The 16,913-nt window shown below is 61.6% G+C and carries 17 protein-coding genes; 5 read left to right on the top strand and 12 right to left on the bottom strand.

Translation table 11 applies throughout. The features are described from left to right. Nucleotides 1-94: 94 nt before the first annotated feature. On the top strand, nt 95-649 hold the full coding sequence (locus AB8A38_RS21040) for an ActR/PrrA/RegA family redox response regulator transcription factor (RefSeq protein WP_089263491.1): 555 nt from the start codon (nt 95-97) through the stop codon (nt 647-649). Nucleotides 650-656: 7 nt separating this feature from the next. Here the strand turns inward: AB8A38_RS21040 and AB8A38_RS21035 are convergent, their stop codons facing one another. Further along, nucleotides 657-1,157: an MmcB family DNA repair protein gene (locus AB8A38_RS21035; RefSeq protein ID WP_439087271.1), complete on the bottom strand. Its 501-nt coding sequence runs from the start codon at nt 1,155-1,157 to the stop codon at nt 657-659. 147 nt (nt 1,158-1,304) lie between these two features. On the opposite strand from AB8A38_RS21035, the gene AB8A38_RS21030 reads away from it, so the two are divergent. The 3 genes from AB8A38_RS21030 (at nt 1,305) to AB8A38_RS21020 (ending at nt 3,679) form a co-directional block, all read left to right on the top strand. Next, nucleotides 1,305-2,429: a vWA domain-containing protein gene (locus tag AB8A38_RS21030; RefSeq protein ID WP_439087270.1), complete on the top strand. Its 1,125-nt coding sequence runs from the start codon at nt 1,305-1,307 to the stop codon at nt 2,427-2,429. Between the two features lie 247 nt (nt 2,430-2,676). Beyond that, nucleotides 2,677-3,345 (top strand): MBL fold metallo-hydrolase, encoded by a 669-nt coding sequence (locus AB8A38_RS21025; protein ID WP_315839709.1) that lies wholly within the window; start codon nt 2,677-2,679, stop codon nt 3,343-3,345. A 7-nt stretch (nt 3,346-3,352) separates the two neighbouring features. After that, nucleotides 3,353-3,679 (top strand): hypothetical protein, encoded by a 327-nt coding sequence (locus tag AB8A38_RS21020; RefSeq protein WP_089263487.1) that lies wholly within the window; start codon nt 3,353-3,355, stop codon nt 3,677-3,679. On the opposite strand, the gene AB8A38_RS21015 is transcribed toward AB8A38_RS21020, so the two are convergent. From AB8A38_RS21015 to AB8A38_RS20975, 9 genes are all read right to left on the bottom strand, one after another. Further along, the gene (locus AB8A38_RS21015; protein ID WP_439087269.1) at nt 3,676-3,936 is read right to left on the bottom strand and encodes a hypothetical protein; all 261 of its coding nucleotides are present in this window, start codon (nt 3,934-3,936) and stop codon (nt 3,676-3,678) included. The genes AB8A38_RS21020 and AB8A38_RS21015 overlap by 4 nt on opposite strands. A gap of 65 nt (nt 3,937-4,001) precedes the next feature. Then, a complete protein-coding gene (locus tag AB8A38_RS21010) occupies nt 4,002-4,973 on the bottom strand; it encodes an acyl-CoA desaturase (RefSeq protein ID WP_315839711.1) in 972 nt (323 codons plus the stop codon). Nucleotides 4,974-5,139: 166 nt separating this feature from the next. Then, nucleotides 5,140-5,559, bottom strand: a complete 420-nt coding sequence (locus AB8A38_RS21005) for a DUF1236 domain-containing protein (RefSeq protein WP_089263705.1) — start codon at nt 5,557-5,559, stop codon at nt 5,140-5,142. A gap of 132 nt (nt 5,560-5,691) precedes the next feature. Next, on the bottom strand, nt 5,692-8,181 hold the full coding sequence (locus AB8A38_RS21000) for a PAS domain-containing protein (protein ID WP_439087268.1): 2,490 nt from the start codon (nt 8,179-8,181) through the stop codon (nt 5,692-5,694). Between the two features lie 100 nt (nt 8,182-8,281). Further along, nucleotides 8,282-9,472 carry an extracellular catalytic domain type 1 short-chain-length polyhydroxyalkanoate depolymerase gene (locus AB8A38_RS20995; protein ID WP_315839713.1) on the bottom strand — a complete coding sequence of 397 codons (1,191 nt, stop codon included), beginning with the start codon at nt 9,470-9,472 and terminating at the stop codon, nt 8,282-8,284. Nucleotides 9,473-9,686: 214 nt separating this feature from the next. After that, a complete protein-coding gene (locus tag AB8A38_RS20990; protein WP_439087267.1) occupies nt 9,687-9,935 on the bottom strand; it encodes a hypothetical protein in 249 nt (82 codons plus the stop codon). A 101-nt stretch (nt 9,936-10,036) separates the two neighbouring features. After that, on the bottom strand, nt 10,037-11,434 hold the full coding sequence (gene chrA / locus AB8A38_RS20985; RefSeq protein ID WP_439087266.1) for a chromate efflux transporter: 1,398 nt from the start codon (nt 11,432-11,434) through the stop codon (nt 10,037-10,039). Between the two features lies 1 nt (nt 11,435). Beyond that, a complete protein-coding gene (locus tag AB8A38_RS20980; RefSeq protein WP_315839716.1) occupies nt 11,436-12,254 on the bottom strand; it encodes a sulfurtransferase/chromate resistance protein in 819 nt (272 codons plus the stop codon). 144 nt (nt 12,255-12,398) lie between these two features. Next, nucleotides 12,399-13,808, bottom strand: coding sequence for an MFS transporter (locus AB8A38_RS20975; RefSeq protein ID WP_315839717.1), 1,410 nt, complete (start codon nt 13,806-13,808; stop codon nt 12,399-12,401). A gap of 269 nt (nt 13,809-14,077) precedes the next feature. Here AB8A38_RS20975 and sthA point away from each other — a divergent pair, with 269 nt between their 5' ends. Then, nucleotides 14,078-15,472, top strand: a complete 1,395-nt coding sequence (sthA, locus tag AB8A38_RS20970) for a Si-specific NAD(P)(+) transhydrogenase (protein WP_315844270.1) — start codon at nt 14,078-14,080, stop codon at nt 15,470-15,472. A gap of 61 nt (nt 15,473-15,533) precedes the next feature. On the opposite strand, the gene AB8A38_RS20965 is transcribed toward sthA, so the two are convergent. Both AB8A38_RS20965 and AB8A38_RS20960 read right to left on the bottom strand, forming a co-directional pair. After that, nucleotides 15,534-16,271 carry a cupin domain-containing protein gene (locus tag AB8A38_RS20965; protein ID WP_439087265.1) on the bottom strand — a complete coding sequence of 246 codons (738 nt, stop codon included), beginning with the start codon at nt 16,269-16,271 and terminating at the stop codon, nt 15,534-15,536. Nucleotides 16,272-16,317: 46 nt separating this feature from the next. Then, nucleotides 16,318-16,740, bottom strand: a complete 423-nt coding sequence (locus AB8A38_RS20960) for a hypothetical protein (RefSeq protein WP_439087264.1) — start codon at nt 16,738-16,740, stop codon at nt 16,318-16,320. Nucleotides 16,741-16,913: the final 173 nt, after the last annotated feature.

The raw sequence follows: 16,913 nt of genomic DNA, 5'->3' as shown, positions 1-16,913 counted from the left end.
ACTTCACAATCAAGCCATTCAAATCTTCCCACCCTTGGCAGCTGCATTCGGCAGCGCCATATGGTATCGTATTGGATATGGAGGATTTTGAACCGTGAATGCGCTCGCCGAAGTGACTGAACAGACCGACCGCTCGCTCCTGATCGTGGAGGACGACAAGCCGTTTCTGGAGCGTCTTTCGCGTGCGATGGAAACGCGCGGCTTCACGGTCACATCCTGCGACTCCGTTTCCGAAGGTCTCGCCCAGATCAGCAAATCGGCACCCGCTTTTGCCGTGGTCGATCTTCGCCTCGGTGACGGCAACGGCCTCGATGTCGTGTCGGCGCTGAAGCAGCAGCGTCCGGATGCGCGCGCCATCGTGCTCACCGGTTATGGCAACATAGCCACCGCCGTGACCGCGGTGAAGATGGGCGCCGTCGACTATCTGTCGAAGCCGGCCGATGCCGATGACGTCGTTGCGGCGCTGCTTGCGATCGACAATGACAAGTCCGAATTGCCGAACAATCCGATGTCGGCCGACCGCGTACGCTGGGAACACATCCAGCGCATCTATGAGATGTGCAATCGCAACGTCTCGGAGACCGCACGTCGTCTGAACATGCATCGCCGTACGCTGCAGCGCATTCTCGCCAAGCGCGCGCCGCGCTGAGCCTTCTTTAAAAGCTAGATTCGTTCGGCCAGGCTGCATGACCTTGAGGGTCGTGCAGCCTGTTCAGTCTGTGCGCCGCGGTCATCGCGAAGCGCAGCATCATGCCCTTGCGCGTCGGCGCCGGCAGACGATGCTCCGGTGCATCGCAATGAACATGCGCGCCATAGGCATCCGCCACGATCAGGCCTGTGTCGGCGGGAAAAATCTCGCACGGCAGATCCTGCGTGAAGGCGAAGAACAGCCGGTCGCAATGCGCGCGATACTCGGGCCATTTCTGATCCGCCCGCAGATCCTCGATCGATGACTTGATCTCGACGATCCAGACATCGCCGCGCTCGTTCAGCGCGACCAGATCCGCACGCCGCCCGGACGGCAATGACAGTTCGCTGACGCACGAAAACCCGAGCGATCGCAGCAGCCTTGTGGTTCCGCGCGCAATCGCCAGCGCCGTCTCCGACTGGCGGCGATCGAAAATCAGCGCGGGGGTGTGAACGGCGTTCGATTCCATGGCGACAAACTTAGCCGATTTCGGCGGGGCCGCACATCACGTCTCCCGCCGGTTGGCCGCATGAATGTCGCAAGCCGGCCACAGGATTCCGCAAGCGACGACATGCGCCGAAAGCCATCGCTGCAGCCCGGATTATGGAGACATCCCATGAGCTTAGCCCATCTCGGTCGCGTCGTCCTGCTCGCGGCTGCCGCAACTTTGCCGCAAGCGATTTTCGCCGGTTCTGCACAGGCCAAGCCGACCGTCGAGGTCGCCTTCGTGCTCGACACCACCGGTTCCATGAGTGGGCTGATCGAGGGCGCCAAGCGCAAGATCTGGTCGATCGCGACCACGATCCTCGACAGCAATCCCGATGCCGACATCCGCATGGGTCTCGTCGCCTATCGCGACATCGGCGACGACTACGTGACCAAGACCTTCGACCTCACCACCGACATCCAGGATCTCTATGGCAACCTGCTACAGGTCCGGGCTCAGGGCGGCGGCGACTGGCCGGAAAGCGTCAACGAGGCGCTCGATGTCGCCGTCAACAAGCTGCAATGGACGAAGGGCAACGATGTCCGGCGTATCGTCTTCCTGGTCGGTGACGCACCGCCGCATATGGATTATCAGCAGGACACGAAATACACGATCACGCTCGAAGTCGCGAAGCAGAAGGACATCATCGTCAACGCTGTTCTCGCAGGCGCCGCCCGCGATACGGAGAAGGTCTGGCGCGACGTTGCCCAGCGCGGCGACGGCCGTTTCATCGCAATCCCGCAGGATGGCGGCCAGGTCGTGATCATCGAGACACCCTATGACGAGGAGATCATCATCCTGCAGAATGACATCAACAAGACGGTGATCCCCTACGGCCCCCGCGCACTGCAGAAGCACACCGAGAACAAGACACGACAGCTCTCGGAAGTCGCAGCGGCGGCGCCGGCTTCCGCAACGGATATGGCGAGCTACATCAACAAGCGCGCGAAAGTGTCGTCGGAAGCCGTGACCGGCGGCGGCGACCTCGTCAGCGACGTGTCCGCCGGCAAGCAGAAGCTCGACAGCGTGAAGGAGGATGAATTGCCTGAGGCCATTCGCAAATTGTCTCCGCAGCAGCGCGCCGATGAACTCGGCAAGCAGATGAAGGATCGCAAGGCGCTGAACGACAAGCTCACCGCGCTGGTGGCCAAGCGCGATGCATACCTCATGACCCAGCGCAACAAGGCGCCGGCCAAGGCGTCGTCCTTCGACCGCGAGGTCGAGGCGACGTTGAAGGTGCAATTGAAGAAGTAGTAGCGCGGCCGTCCTTTCTCCCCTCTCCCCCAGTGCAGCGAAGCTGCGCGCCGCGGGAGAGGGTGCCTGAGCGAAGCGAAGGCGGGAGAGGGCCTTGAGCGAGCGCCCCCCTCCCGTCTCGAACCGCTCTGCGGTTCGATCCACCCTCTCCCACCGGTCGCGGCTGCGCCGCGCCCGGTGGGAGAGGGCAAGAAAGAAACGCCCAGATTCCCCTTTTCTCGCCCGCAAAAATCAGCATTGTGGCGCGATGACAGATGAAACCGAACATAAAGCCCAGGCCGGCGGCACCATCATTCCGGTGACCCTGTTTCAGCAGAACTGCATGTTGCTGTGGGATGAGGCCACGCGGCAGGCCGTAGTGATCGATCCCGGCGGCGATGTGCCGCTGATCCTGGACGCCATTGCCAAGGCCAATGTGAAGGTCGAACAGATCTGGCTGACCCACGGCCATATCGACCATGTCGGCGGCGCCGACGAACTGCGCGAGACGCTGAAGGTCGAGATCATCGGCCCGCATGTCGCCGATACGTTCCTGCTCGAACATGTCGAGGACAGCGGCGCGAAATACGGTATGACGGGCACCCGTAATTTCATGCCCGATCGCTGGCTCAATGAAGGCGACACCGTCAGTGTCGGCGGGCTAAGCTTCGACATCTTGCACTGCCCCGGTCATTCACCCGGCAGCGTCGTGTATTACAGCAAGGCGATGAAATTCGCCCATGTCGGCGACGTGCTGTTCGCAGGCTCCATCGGGCGGACCGACTTCCCCGGCGGTAGCCATGAGACATTGATCAATTCGATTACGACCAAGCTGATCCCGCTCGGTGACGATGTCGGGTTCATCTGCGGTCATGGCCCCGGCTCCAGCATCGGCCAGGAGCGGATGACCAACCCGTTCCTCACCGGCCAGGCATAATCTCGCAATGAGCGACGACAGGGCCTCCGGGGAGCAAGGAGCGCTGTCCAAGCACATCCTGCCGAGTTCCGGAACGATGATCGGCGTCTGCGCGACGCTGATCGGACTGGTCAAGATCATGGAGCCGCAGATCGGCCCCAGCCGAGTCGATGAATATTCGGCCATCGCCTCGCTGTTCTTCCTCGCCAGCGCAGTCGCGTCCTATACGTCGATGCGGAAGTCGCAAAACCGCCAACTCAGCGAGCGCTGCGAGTCGATTGCCGATCAGTGCTTTCTGGGAGGCCTCGTCGCGATCACGGTAATCATCCTGTTTTTCGCCTACGAAGTCATCTAGCCGGATTGGGCAGCTTGACCCGGATCGGCCCAATCCTCGATCTGCGACGCCGCAATGGTACGTTTGGGCTGATGCGGATTGAGCGTGCCGGCTGTTGCGGTCCAGCCTTTGGCCAGAATTTCCCGGGCGAACAGTTTTGCATCGATTTCGGATTTGAAGGTCCTGGTCGTACGTACCCCGCCCCCAGCGCGGGTGTCGGACTTCACTGATTTGTCGGGGCCAAACGCCACGTACCAGATATCGGGCTTCGTCATCATGGTGTAGTAACGCGAATTGTGACGAAAAGTTGCACCTGGTGTGGCATGTGCGGCGCCAATTTTGCTTAGCGCTTGGTCACATGCCGCGGCTGAACAATGTCCGATACCAGCCCGAGCTTCTCCAAAAGGCGGATCGTCAGATAGGTGGTGTCGAATTCCCACCAGCGATGGCCATGGCGTGCTGAGCGCTGATCGGCGTGATGGTTGTTATGCCAGCCCTCGCCATGGGCGAGGTAGCCAATGAACAGATTGTTGCGGCTGTCCTCATCGGTCGCGTAGTTGCGATAACCCCAGATGTGGGTGACCGAATTGACCGCCCAGGTCTGATGCCAGACGAAGACCGTTCGTACGAACACTGCCCAGATGACGATGCTGAGAGCGAACTGCACGGCCTCGGCCCATGACCCACCCCACAGCAATTTTCCGGCCAGGCCCGCAAAGAAGAAGACGTTGACCTGGATAAGCAGGATCTTCAGCTGCCAGAAATTACGTTCCAGCGCGACATAGAACGGATCGCGCAGGACGTCTTTCGCATACCGGTCATAAATACCGAGGCGGGACAGATCCGGGTTCTTCACCAGCAGCCAGCCGATATGGCCCCAGAAGAAGCCGGCAAGTGGGCTGTGGGGATCCGGCTGTTCGTCAGACTTCTCGTGATGACGGCGATGGATGGCAACCCAGCGCGCCGGCGTATCCTCGGCACAGCAGATCGCCACGACAACGAAGGCGTGCTCCAGCCATTTCGGGCACCTGAAACCGCGATGCGTCAGCAGCCGGTGATAGCCGATATTGATGCCGATGAGGCCGAACAACCGCGCTGCGATGACCGCCACGATCACCGCTGTCCAGTTGAAGAACAGCGGCATCAGCGCGAGCAATGCGAGTGCGTGAAAGGTAACGATGGTGAGCGTGTTGAACCAGTCGATGCGATAGGGCTGCACGCCGTCCGGCAAAGCGAGACCTGTCTCGGTACGATCGGCAAGGGGGATGTCCAGTGCGATGGCAGGGGCGATCTGATCGCGATTGCTGGTGGCCATCGTTCTCCGCATCCGGGCGATTGATCGCCGCGTGGTGCTCGTGTGATTCCCCGGCACTTCTCTACGCGAGAACATCGGCGCTGACTACAGATACGCCGTAGGCCATAGATGGAACAAAACAGGCCGCCTGAAGGCGGCCTGTTCGAAAAGTCATTTATTGATCGGCTTAATCGATCACTTCGACGATGCGATGGGTACGCGGCTCGACGAGAACCGTGCGACCATTGACCACGGTGTAGCGGTATTCACGGGCGGAATTGTATTCTGCCGGAACCTCGTAATAGGTCACTCCGCTCTCAGGCAACACGGCACCGACGCGAACTTCGTTGCTATAGGTGTAGGATGGGCGACGCTGTTCCACGACATAGCTGCGGAACCGCGGACGATCGTCGACGCCGAGCACGCCGGCTACGCCGCCGACAACACCACCAATGGTGCCGCCTACGATAGCGCCAACAGGACCAGCTGCGCGCTCGCCATCGCGCGCACCACGCTCGATGCCTCCGGGGACACCCTGAGCCTGAGCAACAGCGGGAAGAGCCATTGTGGCGACAATGGCGGCGGTTCCGAGAAGACGGCGGATCATGATGATCTCCAGTTTCGATTGATTGGTGTTGCGCCGATACAAGTGCGCGGTCGCACAATGGTTCCGGGAAATTGAACCGTTAGAACCTGCGCACAGCGGCTGAAATAGCTTGAGAGAAATGGAACCGAATAGTCAGTTCGTGATCATCGCACGGATGCGTTGCAAGAAATGATCGAGGTCGAACGGCTTGGTGATCATTTCCATCCCAGGCAGCAGAAAGCCCTTGGCCATAACGACGCTTTCGGAATAACCGGTGATGAACAGGATCTTCAAGTCCGGCCGCGTCTCGCGCGCCTGATCGGCGAGCTGACGGCCGTTCATGCCGGGCAGGCCGATATCGGTGACCAGCAGATCGATCTGTGGCGTCTCGCGCAGGACCCGCAGGCCCGACGGGCCATCAACCGCCTCGAGCACGCGATAGCCTTCGTCCTGCAACATATCGACAATGACAGAGCGCACCACCGGCTCATCCTCGACCACCAGCAGGGTTTCGCCTGCGGCTACGCGCTGATCGTCCTTCAGCGGGTCCGCATCCTGTGTAGCAGCGTCTCCCTCGTGACGCGGCAGATACAGTTTCACAGCCGTCCCGATACCGAGCCTGCTGTCGATGCTGACATGTCCGTTGGACTGACGCGCGAAGCCGTAGATCATCGACAGGCCGAGGCCCGTGCCCTGCCCGATCGGCTTTGTCGTGAAGAACGGATCGAAAGCGCGCGCCACGACCTCCGGGCTCATGCCGGTTCCGCTGTCGCTGACACTGATACAGATATAGTCGCCGGGCGTCAGAGCCGGCGCATTGGCATTGATGGCATCGACACGCACATTCTGTGTCGCGATCTTCAGGTGCCCACCATCAGGCATCGCGTCGCGCGCATTGATCGCCAGATTGAGCAACGCGCTTTCCAACTGGTTCGGATCGCACAGCGTGCACCACAGATCAGGCGCCGCCGCGATATCGAGATCCAGCGTCTCGCCAATGGTCCGGCGCAACAGATCCTCCAGCGAGACGATCAGCACATTGGCATCGACGCTTTTTGGAATTAGCGGTTGCCGCCGCGCGAAGGCCAGCAACCGGTGCGTCAGCGCCGCCGCACGATTTGCCGAGGTCATCGCAGCGTCGATATAGCGCGCGATATTGTCGGTGCGACCCTGACCGAGCCGTGTCTGCATCAGGTCGAGCGAGCCGACGATGCCTGTGAGCAGGTTGTTGAAGTCGTGCGCGATGCCGCCGGTGAGCTGACCGACAGCCTCCATCTTCTGCGACTGCCGCAGCGCCTCTTCAGTATTTTTAAGGCGCTCGGCGGCAGCCTTCTCGGCAGTGACATCGCGCGCCACACAATAGATCTGGTTCTGATCCGGCACCGCCGTCCAGGACAGCCAGCGATAGGAGCCATCCTTGTGGCGAAGGCGATTCTCGAAGCGGATCGTTGGCTCGCCGGCAACAAGCTTATCGACCTCGGTCATTGTCCTGGCCTGGTCCTCGGGATGCTCGAGCCAGCGCGAGGTCTTGTTGAGCAGCTCGGCCTCGCTCCAGCCGAGCGTGCGCGTCCAGGCCGGATTGACGGTGCGCCAGACGCCATCATAGTCGGAGACCATCAGGAGATCCTGCGACACGCTCCAGATCCGGTCGCGCTCACGCGTCTTGTCACGCACGCGCTGTTCCAGCGTCTCATTGAGGTCTGCAAGTTTTGCCGCGAGCTGACGCGCCTGATCCTCGCTCTTGCGCAGCGCCTTCTCGGCCAGCACCTGATCGGTGACGTCGGTATGCGCACCGACCAGCCGCAGCGGCTTTCCCGCGTCGTCGCGCTCGATATAGGACCGGACTGAAATCCAGCGAGTCTCGCCATCGCTCGGGCGAATGATGCGATACTGTACAGTGTAGTCGCGCACGCCGCTTTTCACCGCATCGCGAAATTTCTGCTCCGTCGCCTCGCGATCCTCGGGGTGGATGCGACGCACCCAATCTTCGTGCGACTCGTTGGCCGCTTCCGGCGGTAAACCATGAACAATCAGATATTCGGGCGATCGACGATTGCGGAAGCCGGTACGTAGATCGACTTCGAGACCGCCGATCTGGCCAATCTGCTGGACGCGCGCGAGCTCTGCTTCTCGCTCACGCAAGACAATGGTCGCTTCATGATCCCGGGTGACATCGCGGCAAACCACCAGCACGCCGCCGACGCCGTCATCCAGATCGAGCGGACTGTAGCTGTAGGTCCAATAGCTGTGTTCGAGCTTGCCATTGCGCGTCATGGGGATCAGCTGGTTTTCGTGCCAGGTGGCACCGCCGCCACTCATCACCTGCGCGATCTGCGGGCCGATGATGGGCCAGATCTCGTGCCAGAATTCACGGCCGCGCGCGCCCAGCCCTGCGTGATGCTGTTGTGCATCCATGGTCAGCGCATAGGCGTCATTATAGAACTGGATGAGGTCCGGTCCCCACCAGATGAACATCGGGTGGTTCGTATTCAGCACGATCCGGATCGCGGTGCGCAGACTCTGCGGCCAGGTGTCCGGTGCTCCGATCGGATGCGACGCCCAATCGTAAGCACGCATCAACGCTCCCATCTCGCCTCCACCGGCGAGAAAGTCGGGCGAATTCGGTCGATGGGCATCCAACATGCGCGGGCAATCGGTACGCAAGACCAGTCTGACGTATCTTGAGAACTTAGCGCCCTGTCAGACCCGGCGCAAATCGGCGCAAATCACGGCCTGTTACTTGTCAGGGTGACTTGATGAGGCCGGCAGCCGTGAGAGCCCGGGTAATGACACTGTTGATATCGATAGGCCGCCGTCCTGCGGGATCGCGGCGCGCGGCGCCTCGATCGCCTGACGTGCGCGGCTTTTGCTGCGTCACCAATGAGACAACAGCATCCGCCGGCGCCGCGGGTTCCACGGCTGCAGCTTCGACATTGCGGGGTGCAAGCTGCCGGGTAAGGCCGAAGAACTGCGCGATATGATAGGAGGATGAGATGCCGGCTTCGAGCAGGAAGGCACCGGCGGCACCATAGGGCTCGTCCTGCCCGGCAATCGCCAGCGGCGCGCCATGCGCCATGTCGGTGATCGTGTAGGATTCCACGACGGTTTCCCCGTCCTTGTTCCACCACACCTCACGCGGATAGCCGTCGACATCGACGGCGGACATCGGTGCGGGCGGCAGGCCGTGAAGGTCGAGCCACTGCTTGACGATTTCGCCGGCATTGGCGGGATTGACGGTGCGATCGGCACTGCCATGCCAAACGGATACTTTCGGCCACTCACCGGTATGCGGCGATGCCTTGCGCACGAGATTGCCGAGATCGTTCGCGGCGCGCGGCGCCGCGCGATACATACCGCTCAGCGCTTCCTGCATGGTGGTGGCGATACCGTAAGGCAGGCCTGCGATGATGGCACCAGCAGCAAAGACATCAGGATAGGTCGCGAGCATCACCGAGGTCATCGCGCCGCCGGCCGACAGACCCGTAACGAAGATACGCTTGCGATCCACATCGTGGTCCACGGCGATCTGCTCGATCATCTCTCGGATCGAGAGCGCTTCGCCGCTATCGCGCGCGATATCATCGGCGTTAAACCAGTTGAAGCAGGTGTTGCCGTTATTGGATGACTTCTGCTCGGGCATCAGCAGCGCGAAACCATAGCGCTCTGCGAGAGCAGACCAGCCGGTGCCGTTGTCATAGCCCGCAGCGTTCTGGGTGCATCCGTGCAGCACGACGACCAATGCCGGATTCGCTGCCAGCGTGGCGGGCACGTAACTGAACATACGGAGGTCGCCGGGATTGCTGCCGAAACCCGTTGATTCGCTGATCGGGCTCAAACCTGCCGACGCACGGCCACGCGCCAGCCCTTCCAACGTATTGATTCCGGGCGGTTTCGGGAGATTGCGGAGGAAATCGATATTATCGGCGAGGGACACGGCAGCTCCTAGGTCGTCAGGCTTATACAACAGTACCGACGGCATATGGTTGCTGCACTGCAAAATAAAACAAATACGGTTTCAATATACCTATCAACGAAACGAGAGGCGCCACAGACGCTTCAGAAATTACCTATATTGCAAAGGAAGCCCCGCAGGGCCGGCCATAAACATGGCCACGCCGTACGGGGCGAGTCGGGGAGAAAATGACGCTTTATTGCTTCATTTCGTTCTTCATCATCTTGTCTTTCTTCATGCTGTCTTTGTGCATGGAATCCTTCTTCGCACTGTCTTTCGACATTCCCTGGGTACCCGTGGTCCTGGCCTCGCCGTCCCTGGCCGTCGTACCCGTGCCCATCTTGGTCGAATCCTGACCGGAGGGCCCGGTCGCCTGGGCAAAGGCTGCGAACGGAGTGGCGCCGATGGCCGTGGCGCAGATCGCAACAAGAATGGTTTTCCGCATGGTCAGCTCCTGTTGAGTGAACGGCCTTCAACGCCACGTCACTCGAAACGTTCCTGTTCCGTCGGCCGTCAATTACCTCTTCCGCACACGGTTTCGCGAGGTCATACCAGGCCGGCAATGTGCAAAAGCACACCCGCGCCTGCACAGGCCGACAGTATCTGCAGCAGACCAATCCTCAGATAGAAGACCCCAAGCAGAGCCGCGACCGACAGCGCGACAGCCCATCCATTGACGCTGTGCAAAACCGGCATGTCGAAGCTCAGTCCGAGCGTACGAACAGGTTTCACCTCGCGAAACATCGTGTGGATGGCGAACCATATCGCGAGGTTGAGGATGACGCCGACCACTGCGGCGGTAATCGCCGCCAGCGCGGCGCTCAGCGCGCGATTGCCACGAAGGGTCTCGACGAACGGCGCCCCGAGGAAAATCCAGAGAAAGCACGGCGCAAAGGTCACCCAGGTCGCGAGCAACCCACCAAGCGTGCCCGCCAGCAGCGGCGGCAACATCCCGGGTGCGCGGAAGGCGGCCATGAAGCCCACGAATTGCAGAACCATGATCAACGGACCAGGCGTGGTTTCGGCCATGCCAAGGCCATCGAGCATCTCGCCCGGCTTCAGCCATGCATAGTGATCGACGGCCTGCTGCGCGACATAGGCAAGAACCGCATAGGCACCGCCAAAGGTGACCATCGCCATCTTGGAGAAGAAAACGGCAATCTGGCTGAACACGTCATCGCTGCCGAACGCCACGAGCAGCACAGCGACGGGCGTGAGCCACAGCACAAGCCAGACGGCCGCAACGATGAGCGACTGCCGGACGCTCGGCCGGGCATGGAGAGGAAGTTGATCTCCGAGCAAGCTATCAGCGTCGCCGCCGCCTGATGACCCGTGGCCCGCACCCATCGTGAAGGCCGCCAGACTGGCCCGACCGCCGAGGAAGCCAATTGCTGCCGCACCGAAAACGATCACCGGGAACGGCACATCGAGAAAGAAGATCGCGAGGAAAGCGATGGCTGCCAGCGCGCGCATCACGTCGTTCTTCAGTGCACGGCTACCGACCCGCGCCACCGCCTGCAGCACGATCGCGAGCACTGCGGCCTTCAGGCCGAAGAACAGCGCCGCGACGATGCCGACATTACCGAATGCAGCGTAGATCCAGCTCAGCACCATGATGCAGATCGCACCGGGAAGGATGAACAGCCCGCCGGCCATCAGCCCGCCAGCTGTCCGGTGCATCAGCCAGCCGATATAGGTCGCAAGCTGCTGCGCCTCCGGGCCCGGCAGCAGCATGCAGTAGTTCAGCGCATGCAGAAACCGGCTTTCCGACACCCAGCGCTTCTCGTCGACGAGGATGCGATGCATCACCGCGATCTGCCCGGCCGGACCGCCGAAGGAAAGCAACGCGATCCGCAGCCACACCGAGAACGCCTCCGAGAAGGAAACGCCGTGGGTCTGCGGCTCGGAAATGGCCGGTGGCGTGACCGAAGTTGCTTCCGTCATCTCAAGCTTTCGTCTTTGCTGTCGGCCAGTTGTGGGTTTCGGTGCTGGCATCGCGGCACCAGCGATAGAACGCATCATACAGATTCAGTCCAGCCTCGAGCTGCTCGAGATCGTCGGCATACATCCGCGACAGGCCGAGTGACGCCGCCAGCAGGCCCGGCGCTTCCGGGGCGAGATCGAGCCGCGCTGTATCCGCCGCGCGGACAATGGTAGCCAGCCGCAGCAACGGCGGCGTGGCGAGGCCGAATTCCTCGATCATCACATCGAAGGTACAGAGCTCGCCGCGATGGCTCCAGAACACGCCTTCGATATCGAAGGGCGCAGCATCAAATTTCTCGCCGACGGCCGACACTTCCGACGGCGCAACGAACATGAACAGCGCCGCCGGATCGATGAAACGCCGGATCAGCCAGGGACAGGCAATGCGGTCGATCTTTGGGCGTTCGCGCGTCACCCACAAAGTGCGGCCCTGCGGGTTTTGTGGCGGCAACTTGCCGGTGGGAACGCGCGGCAGGCCCGCACTCTCCCATGCGAGATATCCGCCTTCCAGAACCTCTGCCGGGATACCGGCCTCGCGCAGCAGCGCGGCAACGCCGTGACTGAGCTTGAGACCTTTCTGGCAGATCACCATGGCGGACCGACCGCGCAGTGCCGCGGCCCAGCCATTCACGTCGCCGAATGGCCGCCGGACCGAACCTGGCAGGAGAAACGGCGACCGGGCGAAATCCTCATCGGTGCGGACATCGACGAGCGCGGGACATTTCGGCGTCCCGATCAGGCGAACGAGTTTTTCAACGGAAATGCTGTTGATCGATGACATGGCGCGTCCTTGCAGGAATGCGGGACGCGATACTTGGGCATGTCGCCTCGTGGGGAGATCGCTTTGTCCCCATGCCCCAGTATCAAGCCATCGCGATTGACCTGTCAAGGCGCGTGCTGGGCGGTCAAACGCCGTGCTGGAATTCTACGCGTTGCCCGCGCGGCGCATCCAGAGCAGAAAGCCCGCACAGGCGGCGACCGACAACACGCACAATGCGAAGCTTGCGAGCAGCGCGATGACTGCAGATGCGGCGGATTGCACCGCGAAATAGACCGCGCCGATCGCAGCAACGCCGGCTGCGTTGGCGATTTGCGTCGTGGTGCCGTACATGCCCGAGCCGGCTCCCGCGCTCGACGTCCGCACGGTCGACAGTACGGCACTGGACAGCGGCGCCATGACCAGACCCTGGCCGTAACCGAATACGGCAAGCGGTACCGCTAGCAGCGACGCAGACGACGCGTTCACGGCCAGCACCGTTACAGCCAGCGCGGCGAGACCGATGACCTGCACCACGCAACCCTCGATCAGCACCAGCGTGCCACGATGGCGCGACCGCATGCCGCTGTGACGCGATGCGACGATGAAGGCCAGCGCCAGCGGTATGAAAATGAGACCGGCCCGCAGCGGCGGAATGTGCAGCGTGTTCTGCATGAACAACGTCATCACCAAGTAAAATGACAGATTGGCGAAGAAGAAAAAGAACACCGCGCACAGCCCGCGCATGAAAGCAGCATCCGCCAGCAACGCCAGATCGATCAGCGGCATGCCACCGCGCAACGCGACGCGGCGCTCGAGCCTGACGAAGCCGGCGATCACTGCCGCACCCGCAGCCATCGCCAGCCACACCGACGGCGCCCAGTGTAATTCGTGCCCGAACAGCAATGGGCCGATCAGACCGAGCAATCCGGCGAACAGCACCAGCGCCCCCGGTATATCCAGCCGCGTGCCTGGGCGGCGGGGAACGGACGGCATCAGCCGCCACGCAGCCGCGATGATGACGAGCCCCATCGGTACGTTGACGAAGAACACCGCACGCCAGCCGAGGCCTGCAAGGTCCATCGTCACCAGCAGGCCACCAAGCAGAAAGCCCGCAGCGCCGGCAAGGCCCAGCACGATGCCGTACACGGCAAAGGCGCGGGCGCGGGTTTCATCCACAAACAGCATATGGATGGTGGCCAGCACCTGCGGCACCATCAGCGCCGCAGTGGCGCCCTGGGCCAGCCGTGCCAGAATCAGCTCCGGTCCGGATTGGGCGAGCCCGCACCACAGCGACGTCAGGGTGAAGCCGAGCACGCCGGCGAGAAAGGTGTTCCTGGTACCGTAGATGTCACCGAGCCGCCCGCCGGTGATCACCAGCGTCGCATATCCGATCAGATAGACCGCAATCACGGCCTCGATCTGCGCCGCGCTGGCACGAAGCTCGACCGCGATGGTTGGGATAGCGACATTGACGATGAAGGCATCGACCCCAAACATGAACTGCGCCGCAACGACGATCGCTAGCACCCACCAGCGGCGCGCGGAGTCGACAGGATTGGCAACGATCTGGTGCATGGGAGCGCCTCGCTCAACGGTTCGGCCTGAAGCGGCCGTCCATCTTGATCCCAGCTTCCAGTCATCAGGTCGATTACCTCGGAGGTAGCTTTATTCAATTGAACTCTTCCGTCGGAATTGGCGCCGCAGGCCCGGCTTCGCAGGTCGATCTCCCCGTCCAAGTCACACCGAATTTGCATTCCTCGTGCAGGAAGATACCGCCTGTGGCCCGATTGCTGCATGGCGAAGCGATTGCATATGCCGGCCCTTCCGGTTTCGAGGCCTCTTCGATGTATGACTACGATATGATCGTGATCGGCTCCGGCCCCTCTGGCCGGCGCGCAGCCGTCCAGTTCGCCAAGCTCGGTAAATCGGTGCTGGTGGTGGAGAAGGGGCGGCGGGTCGGCGGCGTCTCCGTCCATACCGGCACCATTCCATCGAAGACCCTGCGCGAGACCGTGCTCAACCTGTCCGGCTGGCGCGAGCGCGGCTTCTACGGCCGTTCCTATCGGGTGAAACAGGACATCGACGCCCGCGACCTGATCATGCGGCTGCAGAAGACACTCGACCACGAAGTCGAGGTGCTGGAGCATCAGTTCAGCCGCAATGCCGTAAAGACGGCACTCGGCGAGGCGCGTTTCACCGGACCGCACCAGATCGAGATCGCCAACGAGAAGAACGAGATCAAGAATGTCACCGCCGGTCATATCCTGATCGCCTGCGGCACCCGCCCATTCCGGCCCGATTACGTGCCGTTCGACAACAAGACAGTATTCGACAGCGACGAGATCATCGACCTGCCGAAACTGCCGCGCAGCCTCGCAGTGATCGGCGCGGGCGTGATCGGTGTCGAATATGCCACCATCTTCAGCGCACTCGATGTCGCCGTGACGCTGATCGAGCCGCGGCCGACCTTTCTCGATTTCATCGACAAGGAGCTGATCGACGAATTCATGCATGAGCTGCGCGATCGCAATGTCGCGCTGCGGCTCGGCTCCAAGGTCAATGCGATCGAGCACGCACCAAGCGGGCACATCGTGACCAAACTCGCAGACGGCCGCAACGTCACCTCGGAAATGCTGCTGTTCGCCGCCGGTCGCGTCGGCGCCACCGACCGGCTCAATCTCGAAGCCGCCGGTATCGCGGTCGATCACCGCGGCCGCATCACTGTCGATCCCGTCACGCTGCAGACCAGCGTGCCGCATATCTATGCCGCCGGCGATGTGATCGGCTTTCCCTCGCTGGCCTCCACGTCCATGGAGCAGGGCCGCGTCGCCGCCTGCCACGCCCTCGGCATGGATCCGCTGGCGCCGCCGGAGTTCTTTCCCTACGGCATCTATTCGGTGCCGGAGATTTCCACGACTGGGCTCACCGAAGAGGAAGTCCGCCAGAAGGGCATCCCCTACGAGGTAGGCGTCGCGCGGTTTCGCGAGACCTCGCGCGGCCACATCATGGGTCTGGATAGCGGCATGATGAAGATGATCTTCTCGACCAAGACCCGCCGCCTGCTCGGCGTGCATATCCTCGGCGAAGGCGCCACCGAGCTGATCCATATCGGCCAGGCCGTGCTCAATCTCAAAGGCACGATCGACTACTTCATCCAGAACACCTTCAACTATCCGACGCTGGCGGAGGCCTACAAGATCGCCGGGCTGGATGCGTGGAACAGGATGACAGCACGGTAGCGCAAGAGCGCCATGGCCACATGGATTCATGGCCTGACGTCACGCGTGGCATGCCCAGGTCCTAGCCGCGCTTGCCGCCGATCGAGATGAACGCCATGAGACACGGCTCCGACAACGGATTGCGCCAACGATGGCGCGTTCCGTTCTGCACGATGCAATCGCCTTGGCGTAAATGGACTTTCGCCCCGTCGTCCAATTCCAGCGTCATCTCGCCGCGAACCACGACGCCATAATCAATGGTGTCCGATGTGTGCATGCCTGGCGCGTCGCGCTCGAAATGGTCACCCATGCCGGGGACCTTCTCCGACAACTCGCGCAGCCCGCTCTCCATCGTGACGCCCGGCGGCGGCTTCCAACCTTCGGGGCGCTTCGGTGGATACGAAATCAGACGAAACATCGTCCCGCCCGGGCCGGGAAACGCTTTCGTCCCTTTCAGCATCGGGTCGGCCTCCTGGCCTGTGAGTCGCGGCACGCCCTCGGTCATGTAGAGTTCGTAGAAGGTCAGACCGGGACTGGCATCGATCTCCACGACCTTGGACGTGACGTCGAAGGACTTGAACACCGATTTGCCTGCTTCATCGCGGCCGGTGAGTACCCGTTTGGGAGGTGGCAGGTCGCTGGAATCTTTCGCGTCCGAGCTTTGCGGTATCGCGGCCAAAGCGCTGCCGGCGGCAATGGCCGACAGCGCCTGGAGCAATTGACGCCGATCTCCGTCTTCAAATCGTTCATAAGAACGCGCGCCAGCATCCGGAGATTTGGACTTGCGCCGTGACAACCAGCGCCAAGAGAATTTGCTCATCTGCATTCTCCATCGCAACAGCCGCCTCGTTCTGTGGCGAAGCCGATCAGGCTGACATAATGTAGGGCGTGCTCCCCAGCACAGCGGCAAGCTGGAGTGCATTCGACAGCATGCCACCCCAATGCATCCGTCGCAGCCGGCGCACTGCATCGGCATCACCGGCATCTCTGGCACTGAGCTGGCTATCCATCCGCTGCAAGAACCACCCCCGCGCCCAGACCGCGAAAGCCGCGATCAAGCCAATGCCCATGGTGAAAACCAATCGACCAGCCCAGGCAAAGGCCCCTGTCGCAATGACACCAGCAATGCTCACCATCAGAAAATAGGAACTGAACAGGCCCCGCAGCAGCTGGGTCACTTCCGGGATATCCAGCTTCACCAGCAGAAAGGCCGGCGACGACAGCAGAAAGAACCCCATCGGAAAAAGCAGAATGACCATAGCGGCCAAGGCGACGGCGTTAGGCGTCATGCAATTACCCTTCTATCTGTCCGGGCAACAACCTTTCCATCAACTTCCGATATCAATATCCCCGTCTGCTTCTTCGACACTATTGGGCTTTGGTCGAATCCGGAGAGATATGTCTTCTCCAACAGAGCAGCGCCCATCCGAAAGACCTGACGCGGGCGAGCCCATCCAGCTGA

This window comes from Tardiphaga sp. 839_C3_N1_4 (genome assembly GCF_051811045.1).
Taxonomy (GTDB): domain Bacteria; phylum Pseudomonadota; class Alphaproteobacteria; order Rhizobiales; family Xanthobacteraceae; genus Tardiphaga.
This window is presented reverse-complemented; position numbering and strand designations above follow the sequence as displayed.